This window comes from Thermoanaerobaculia bacterium (assembly GCA_035717485.1).
Taxonomy (GTDB): domain Bacteria; phylum Acidobacteriota; class Thermoanaerobaculia; order UBA5066; family DATFVB01; genus DATFVB01.
The window spans coordinates 21,061-29,708 of record DASTIQ010000243.1 but is presented as its reverse complement, the minus strand read 5'-3'; the positions used below and the strand labels follow the sequence as shown (position 1 = coordinate 29,708).

The following is an 8,648-nucleotide window of genomic DNA, read 5'->3' as shown; positions in this document are numbered from 1 at the left end:
GGTCTCCCAGACGGACGTGCTCGCGTACCAGCCGGGCGGCGGACTTGGAAGCTCCGCCGGGCTCATCGAGTACGACCGCACGGGGAAGGTCGTCGCGACGATCGGCGAAAGGGCGAACTACTTCGGTCCCGTCCGGCTGTCGCCCGACGGCCGCCGGCTCGCGGTGGCGATCGGCGATCCCGGCGACGTGTATCTCCTCGAAACCGCGACGGGCGTACCGACCCGGCTGACGTTCAGCTCCGGCTCGACCCAGGTGGGCGGATGGTCGCCGGACGGGACCCAGGTCGTCTACTCCTCCCTGCGCCAGAAGAACGGCCGCTACGGGATCTTCGCCAAGCTCGCGAGCGGCGCCGACGCGGAACGCACACTGCTCCTCGGGAAGGGCGTCGGACACATCGCGGACGACTGGAGCCGGGACGGACGGTTCGTCTCGTACCAGGAAAACGTCCCCAACGCGCATCGCTGGACGGGATTCCTGCCGGTCTCGGACCCTTCCCGCGCCGCCCTTCTGCTCCGCGAGCACGACGGCGACGAGACGATGTCGGCGATCGCTCCCGATTCGCGCTGGATCGCGTACTCCGTGTTCACGTCCGGCGCGCCCGCGATCGTCGTCTCGCCGTTTCCCGGACCGGGAGGCAAATGGCAGGTCTCCGCCGCGGGATACAACCCGCGCTGGCGCGGCGACGGGAAGGAGCTCTACTTCCTGGCGCCCGACCTGACGCTGATGGCGGCCGAGGTCGACGGAACCGCCGCGGAGTTCCGCGTCGGCCGCGTGACGCCGCTCTTCCACACGCACGCGTTCTCCAATCCCGGGTACGCGTACGACGTGACGGCCGACGGGCAGAAATTCATCGTCACGAGCGTCGACACGGAAGAGACCCCCACGATCACCCTCGTCCTGAACTGGCGCGAGTCCCTCCTCAAATAGGCCGGCGGTCTTCGAGCCGGGCGGGAAACCTCAGGCGGGCGCGCCGGGCCCGGGAGAGGGCGATTCCCTCGCTCTCCTTCCGGAACGGGGAGGAATGATTGCTGAATCCGGCGGAAAAGGCGCGGGCGCCTTTCCGTTTCATTAAGAACGAACCCCGCGCGAGCGGACCTTCGTACCATTCCTCCATGGAGCGCTGTGAACGGTGCGGGAGGAAGGTGGAGATCCGATTCGTCTGCCTCGGCCGTCACCTCTGCGTCGCCTGCGCGAGCGCGGTGGTTCGCCTGACGACCCGCTTTCCCGCGCTGCACGAAATCGCATCGTCCGAGCTGGCCGAAGTCGTCCGGCGAAGGCCCGACGGCGCCGGCTCCCCGACGCGCTGCACCCGATGCTCGACTCCCGACGCTCAACTTCGCGGCGACGGCCGCCCCCTGTGCGCCGCCTGCGCCGGCGACGCGGCCTCGCGGACTGACGCGGTTCGATTAAACTGACTCCCTGCTGGGGAGTCGCCTAACGGTAGGGCAGCGGCCTTTGGAGCCGCCTATTGAAGGTTCGAATCCTTCCTCCCCAACCACCGTCGCATTTCGCCCGCTCGCGCCGCCGAAGTCGAGCGGCAGCGCCGGTTCGACCCGGCCCGCCGGCTATTTCGGCTGCTTGAAGACCACGGCGCCCTTCTTGTCGAAGAGGACGAGCGACCCCTCCTGGGTCCGCATGGCGGCGCCCGAGCTCGCTTCCTTCAGCGCGATCGTCCCGAGGGAGGCGCGAAGCGTTCCGTCGGCGTCGATCAGCTTGACCGCGGGCGATCCGTCGCTCGCGACCGCCGCGCGGACGCGCGCGTTCTCCTCCGCGTCGAAGACCGCGAGCCCCGCCGTTCCGTCGGCGAGGACTTCCAGGCCGGTCCGCTTCTTCGCGGCGTCGGAAATCTCGACGGCGGCCGAGCCGTCGGCGGCCGTCGAGAGCCGGACCCGGGCCCGCGCGGCGTCGTCGTCGAGGTGCGCGGTCGCGGCGCCGTCCTTGTCGAGCGCGAGGCCCAGCCGCGGACGCTCCATGCGGTCGAGGAGCTCGAACCGCGGCGTTCCGTCGTCGGCGACGCGCAGACGGGCGCGGCTCTTCCCGGTCGCGTCCTTGAGCAGGAGCTGCGCGCCGGTCCGATCCGCGGAGATCGAGCCGCGGAGCGCTCCGGTCGAATCCTTGAGCCGGAACTCCGTCGCCTCGACGATCCGGGCGTGTCCCGCGGGGCGCGCCCCCGCGAGGAGCGCCGCCGCGACGACGAGCGCTCCGGCGGCCGCCGCGGACCGGAAGCGCCGATTCTCTCTTTCGAGCCGCGCCACCCGCGCGGCGATGTCGGATGGGCCCATCCCTCACCTCCGCCGCGATCTTAACGGAGCGGGCGGCGGATGGCCGGGAGTTCGGCGCTACGGAGCCGCCGGGGGCGCCTCGAGCGTCGGCCGGTTTCCGACGTCGCGATCCGTCAATCCGAGGACCTTGAAGAGCGGAACCTGCGAAACCAGGCCCTTCAGGGCGAAGAAACCCATCTGCGCGGCGTTCACCCGGTCCTTGACCGCCTCGTACGTCTCCGGGCCGATGACGATGTCGCCCGGCGCGGCCACGAACTGTTCGATGCGCGCCGCGATGTTGACGGGCGTGCCGAGCACCGTGTAATCCACGCGCCGGTCGGAACCGATCTCGCCGACGACCACCTCGCCGGTGTTGATCGCGATCCGCACCTCGAGGGGCCGCTCTCCGGCGGCCTCGCGCTGCCGGTTCCAGCCCGCCAGCGCTTCGCGGATCTTGAGCGCCGCCATGATCGCGCGCCAGGCGTGGTCGGGCTGGTCGATCGGGGCGCCGAAGAAGGCCATCGCCTCGTCGCCGATGAACTTGTCGAGCGTCCCGTCGACGGAAAACACGGCTTCCGCCGCGTGGGTGAAAAACGTGTTCAGCATCGTGGAGACGGTTTCCGGAGCCATCTTCTCGGAGAGCGTCGTGAACCCGACGAGATCGGCGAACAGGACGGTCACGCTCTTGGTCCGCGCGCGGTTGAGCGCCCCCGTCCCGGAGGAGTCCGCGATGATCTCCTCGATCACCGCCGGCGAGTGATATCGCTCCAGGCGCGTCCGGATCCGCTTGTCCTCCTCGACGCGAGCGTGAAGGCTCGCGCGCTCGATCGCGACCGCCGCGAAGTTCGCGAGCGCCGTCAGCAGATCCAGATCCTCGCTCTTGAACGTCCCGACGTAGATCGGCGAGTCCACGTGGATGACGCCGATCACGGTGCCCCGGTCCCAGAGGGGCACGCACATCGCGGAGCGGATGTGCTGGATCCGGATCGACTGGCCCATGTCGAACCGGTCGTCCTTCTGGGCGTCGGAGGTGAGGAAGGCGACCTTCTGGCGGACGACCATGTCGACGATCGTCCGCGAAAACGGCACTTCCCCTTCGGCGGTGGCCGTCATCCGCGAAGACTTCACGCGCGCGACCCGCGTCTTGAGATCCCCCGTCTCGTCGATCAGGAGGAGGAAGCCGCGATCGACCGGGAGGTACTCGAAGATCAGGTCCATGACCTTCTCGAGCACGGTCTCGAGCTCGTCGGCCGAGATCAGGGTCTTCGCGACCTGCACCAGGATCTCGAAGACCTTGTTCTTGTACGCGAGGTCGAGGGAGCCCCGCTTCCGCAGAACGGTCGAATCCGCCGGAGGGAGGTCCTTCTCGAGGCCGAAGTCCTCGTTGAATTCCGCGAGCGGCCGGATGAAGGTCGACGTCGATTCCTTCTTGTCGGCGCCGCGCGGGTAGCTCACGATCGACGGATCGTCGCGGAGGCGCAGCGTGAACGTCCCGACGGCGAGCTCGTCTCCGTCCTTGACCTCGATGTCGCTGACGTTCTTCCCGTTCACCCGAACGCCGTTGGTCGAATGGTTGTCGCGGACGAACCACGCCTCGTCCTTCCGGACGAGGATCGCGTGCTTTCGCGAGACCGAGAAATCGTTCAGGACCACGTCGTTCTCGGAGGATCGCCCGATCGAAATCTCCTCCTTCAGGAGCGTGTACACCTGGGGGCGCCCGTCAACCTCGTAGAAAAGCTGGATCACTGGGCGAATTCTACCCCCGTCGCCGGAACGACACTCGCGGAGCTCGGATCGTTCCGGCTCCCGCCGCGCGGACCTCCTCCCTGCGGTTACTCGGGAGACTTTCCGCGCGGCGGCCTTTCGCGGCTCGGGCTCATGCCCTCGACCGCTCCGGCGCCCGACCGGGGCAGAGCCCGGGGGGAGCATTGCGCCGGAACGACACTCGCGGAGCTCGGATCGTTCCGGCTCCCGCCGCATCCGAAAGCGCGGTCGGGCGCGAGGCCGGCGGGATCCGGCCGGTCCGGGGCGGCCGAGGCGCAGCCGGAGGCCCCGTCGCCGGCCGACCCGGAGCGGACGCGCCCGTCCGGCTCGATGCATGGCCGCGCCGGCTACTCCGGGGGTTTGAACTCGATCCGGACCAGTTTCATCGACGGAATGGGTCCGCCGAGCGCCGTCGCGGGTTTGTACCTCCAGCGCTGGACGGCGGCGATCGCCGCTTCCGTCATCCCGAGCGGCGCCTGTCGCTTGACCTCGATCCGGCCGACGTTGCCTTCCCGGTCGATCGACACCTGAAGAACGACGGTCCCGGCGACCCGGGCGGCGAACGCCGCCGGCGGATAGACCGGCTCGACCTTCTGGAGGAGCACCGCCGGGGCCACGTCGGCCGCCTCCCCGGAAACCCCCGCGGGCGGGATGCCCGGCGGGACCGGCCCCGGGGCGGGGACGTCGTCGGGCATGCCGGGAATCGGCGGCGGCGCCGGCGCGGGTTGCGGAGACTGCTCGGAGACCGAGATCTCCTTGACGACTTTCCCGGCTCCGGGCGTCAGCGCGGGCTCGGCGGGATCGGCGGGAATCACGTCGACGTCCTCCGAGGCCACGAACCCGAGCGTCCCGTCCGGGAGCTTCGTCGCGTAATAGCCGTGGTCCACGGAATAGATCGGCAGGGAATCGCCGCGTCCGGCCTCCCCCCAGACCGCGGCAAACGAAAAGGGAGCCAGAAGGAGCGGCGTGTCGTCGGCGACGTCGCCGGAAAGGGGCGCGAACCGGAAGATCGTCTCCGCGCGCCGCGACCGGAGCGCCCGGTCGGCGTCCCGCTCGACCGAATGGCGCAGGAGGAACCCCTCGCGTCCCGAGGCGTCCCGGACGCGGCACCAGATCCCCTTCTGCTCCACGAGCGTGATCGCCGACCCCCGGCGGAGCGTGACGACGACCTCCGATCGGGAGTCCGGCCCGCGCCGGAGATCCGCGTCCCGCTCCGAGATCGTCGCCGGCTCGGGCGCCGCGGCGGCGGGCGCGGCTTCCGCGGGCCGCCGGCGGCCCCGGGGCGCGACGGCGAACGTGAGGACGAGGAGAACCATTGCGAGGACCCCGATCGCGACGGGGAGATAGCGCCGGACCTCCGCCCGGGCCCAGAACCCGGGGCGTCGACCCGGACGCGGTCGCTTCTTCCCCGCCGCCGTCACGCCATCAGGGAGACGAGAATCGCCTTCTGCGCGTGAAGCCGGTTCTCGGCCTCGTCGAAGATCCGCGAGCGCGGCCCGTCGGCGACGGCGGCCTCGACCTCTTCGCCGCGGTGCGCGGGAAGACAATGGAGGAAGATCGCGTCGCGCGCGGCCTTCGCCATGAGGGATTCGGTCACCGTGAATCCCGCGAACTTCTCGCGGCGGACGCGGGCCTCGTCCTCCTGTCCCATCGACGCCCAGACGTCGGTGTAGACGACGTGCGCGCCGGCCACGGCCTCCGCCGGATCGTGCGTCGTCGTGATCGAGGCGCCGGTCTCCTCCGCGTCGCGCCGGGCGGAGGCGACGATCTCTTCCTTCGGCTCGTATCCTTCCGGGCTCGCGACCGCGACGGACATCCCGGTCTTCGCGCCGCCGAACATCAGCGAGTGCGCCATGTTGTTGCCGTCCCCCACGTAGGCGAGCTTGCGCCCCGCGAGCTCTCCGAACACCTCGCGGATCGTCTGGAGGTCGGCCATCACCTGGCACGGATGGAGCCGGTCCGTGAGCCCGTTGATCACGGGGACGGTCGCATGCCGGGCGAGCTCCGTGACGGTCTCGTGCGCGAAAGTCCGGGCCATGATCCCGTCGACGTAGCGGGAGAGCACCCGGGCGGTGTCGGCGATCGGCTCCCCCCGCCCGATCTGCAGGTCGCGCGACGACAGGAACATGCCGATGCCGCCGAGCTGGTACATCCCCGCCTCGAACGAGACGCGCGTCCGCGTCGACGACTTCTCGAAGATCATCGCGAGCGTCTTTCCCGCGAGCGCCGAGCGGTAGCGGGCGCGGTCCTTCTTGATCCCGTCCGCGAGGTCGAGAAGCTCGGCGATCTCGGCCGGGGTCCGGTCGTGGATGGAGATGAAATCCTTCTTCATGCGTTCCTCACGTAGGTGCCGCTCCGTCCGTCGAGCGCGGCGGAGAGCGACGGCGCGTCCGTGATCAGGACCTCGCGGCCTCCGGCCTCGACGAACCGCAGCGCGGCGTCGATCTTCGGACCCATGCTCCCCTTCGGGAACTGCCCCGCGTCGTGGAGCGCGCGCGCCTCCGCCGCCGTGAGCGAGGCGAGGGCCTGCTGGGTGGGCTTTCCCCAGTCCTTGTAGACCTGCGGAACTCCCGTCAGCACGACGAAGAGGTCGGCCGCGAGATTCGCGGCCAGGAGCGACGCGACGTAGTCCTTGTCGATCACCGCCTCGACTCCGCGCATCGTCCCGGAGTCGTCGACCACGACCGGGATGCCGCCGCCGCCTCCCGCGATGACGATCTTGCCGCGGTTGACGAGCCACGCGACGATCTCGGTGTTCCGGATCGCCTTGGGCCGCGGCGAGGGCACGACTTTCCGCCAGCCGCGGCCGGCGTCCTCCGCGATCGCCCAGCCGCGCTCCTTCGCCAGCGCCTCCGCCCTCGGCCGTTCGAAGAACGGGCCGATCGGCTTCGTGGGCTTCCCGAAGGCCGGGTCCGCGGCGTCGACGACGACGGTGGTCACGATCGTGACGATCTCCTTCTCGAACCCCGCCGGGCGCAGGACGTTGGTCATCGCCGTTTCGAGCAGGAATCCCATCGACCCCTGCGTCTGCGCCACGCACACGTCCAGCGTCTGGGGCGGGATCTTCGCCGCCGCCTCCTCGACCTGGATGAGGATGTTTCCGACCTGCGGGCCGTTCCCGTGGACGATGATCAGCTCGTATCCGCGGTTCAGGACCGGCAGGAGCCAGCGCGCGGCTTCCTCGGCGAGGCGCTGCTGCTCCGCCTGGCTGCCGTCGCCGTCGGGAGGAAGGAGGGCGTTTCCGCCGAACGCCACGACCGCGAGAGGCCGGACGAAGGAGAAGAAGGGTTGAGGGCTCACGGATCCTTTCGCGCGAGCGGCATCGTCATGCACCGGGGGCCGCCGCGCGCGCGGGAGAGCTCCGGGCCGGCGATCTGGATCGCGTATTTCTTGTCGGTCCAGAGCTCGAGCTCCTCGCGCCCCATGAGGATGTCGTCCTCGTAGAGGATCTTGTAGCCGTTCCGCGCGAGCTCCTCGGCGGTGCGGACGTTCCTCTCGTAGCAGACGATCACGCCGGGAGCGAGGGCGAACGCATTCGCGCCGTCGGTCCATTGCTCGCGCTGCTGGTGGATCGGGTCGGTTCCTCCGCAGGCGACGGGCTTCAGGTCGATCCCGTTCTCCCGAAGGACCTGGAGGAGCGGCCCCTTCGACGTGTAGGTGATCTCGCGGCCGGTCAGCGACACCTGGTAGACGTCGGCCTCCTCGGGTCCGCCCTGGACGATCATCGGCGCGTAGCAGAGGCATTCGTCGCGGTTGATCATCGTGAAGACGGTGTCCAGGTGCATGTACGAACGCCGCGCCGGGATCTCGACCGTGAAGATCTTCTTGATGCCGGTCTTCCCTTCCTTGAGCGACGCCGCCAGGTGCTCGACGGTCGATTTGGACGTCCGCTCCGAGATGCCGACGAGGAGGATGTCCTCGCGCGGGATGAGCACGTCTCCCCCCTCGAGCGAGGGGCGGGAAGCGGCCGTCGACAGGCGCGTGAAGTCGCTCGAGAACTCCCGGAAAATGAAGAAGTCCTTCGGCCTCTCGAACCGCTTCGAATACTGGAACACGTATCCCGAGAGGAGGGGCTCGCGAAGCCGCGCCGCGGTCGCCATCGATCCGAGGATCACGCGATCGCCGAGGATCGTCTGCGGGTCCCGCATGAAGAAACAGTTCGGGAGCGGCGGGAGCACGTAGAGGGTCTCGAGCCGGTCGGAGATCTGTCCGTCCTCCCGGACGATCCCCTCGATCAGCATCGCCGCCGCCTCTTCCGCGCTCGCTTCCCAGATCTTCTTCATCGCCGTTTCCGGGATCTGCAGCTTCAGCGCGAGATCGGCGAGCACTTCCTCCTTCGTCTGCGGATCGGTGAGGATCTCTTCGAGCAGGTCCTGGATGTCGAGCACTTCGACGGTGTCGGCGTCCTCCTTCCAGGCGGTGCGGAGGATCTGCTGGAACCGGCGGTGCTCCTCGCGGGCGCCGTCGCCGTAGAGGATGTCGTCGAAGAGGAGCTCGTCCATCATGGAGGGGACCATGCGGTCGATCTCCTTGCCGGGAAGGTGGACGAGCACGGCATCCAGCTTGCCGATCTCCGACGTCACGTGCAGCTTCATGATGGCGCCGCGCCTTCATCCGGGGGC

Annotated in this window: 7 protein-coding genes and 1 tRNA gene; 2 read left to right on the top strand and 6 right to left on the bottom strand. The window is 69.4% G+C overall.

Features of this window, described 5'->3' with window-relative positions; translation table 11 throughout:
* Positions 1-928 (top strand): hypothetical protein (locus VFS34_13070; GenBank protein ID HET9795379.1); only part of this gene is annotated, 928 nt, incomplete at its 5' end.
* A gap of 496 nt (positions 929-1,424) precedes the next feature.
* Positions 1,425-1,499: transfer RNA gene (locus VFS34_13065), tRNA-Gln, on the top strand.
* A gap of 67 nt (positions 1,500-1,566) precedes the next feature.
* On the opposite strand, the gene VFS34_13060 is transcribed toward VFS34_13065, so the two are convergent.
* From VFS34_13060 to VFS34_13035, 6 genes are all read right to left on the bottom strand, one after another.
* Positions 1,567-2,283: a hypothetical protein gene (locus VFS34_13060; protein HET9795378.1), complete on the bottom strand. Its 717-nt coding sequence runs from the start codon at positions 2,281-2,283 to the stop codon at positions 1,567-1,569.
* A 57-nt stretch (positions 2,284-2,340) separates the two neighbouring features.
* Positions 2,341-4,008: an adenylate/guanylate cyclase domain-containing protein gene (locus tag VFS34_13055; GenBank protein ID HET9795377.1), complete on the bottom strand. Its 1,668-nt coding sequence runs from the start codon at positions 4,006-4,008 to the stop codon at positions 2,341-2,343.
* A 365-nt stretch (positions 4,009-4,373) separates the two neighbouring features.
* Positions 4,374-5,447: a TonB family protein gene (locus VFS34_13050; GenBank protein ID HET9795376.1), complete on the bottom strand. Its 1,074-nt coding sequence runs from the start codon at positions 5,445-5,447 to the stop codon at positions 4,374-4,376.
* On the bottom strand, positions 5,444-6,358 hold the full coding sequence (gene argF, locus VFS34_13045) for an ornithine carbamoyltransferase (protein ID HET9795375.1): 915 nt from the start codon (positions 6,356-6,358) through the stop codon (positions 5,444-5,446). The genes VFS34_13050 and argF overlap by 4 nt, the downstream gene beginning before the upstream one ends.
* Complete coding sequence (gene arcC / locus VFS34_13040; protein HET9795374.1) at positions 6,355-7,326, bottom strand: carbamate kinase; 972 nt, start codon at positions 7,324-7,326, stop codon at positions 6,355-6,357. Before arcC ends, argF begins: the two co-directional genes overlap by 4 nt.
* Entirely contained in the window at positions 7,323-8,621 is a 1,299-nt protein-coding gene (locus tag VFS34_13035; protein HET9795373.1) for an arginine deiminase family protein, read from the bottom strand. Before VFS34_13035 ends, arcC begins: the two co-directional genes overlap by 4 nt.
* Between the last annotated feature and the right edge of the window lie 27 nt (positions 8,622-8,648).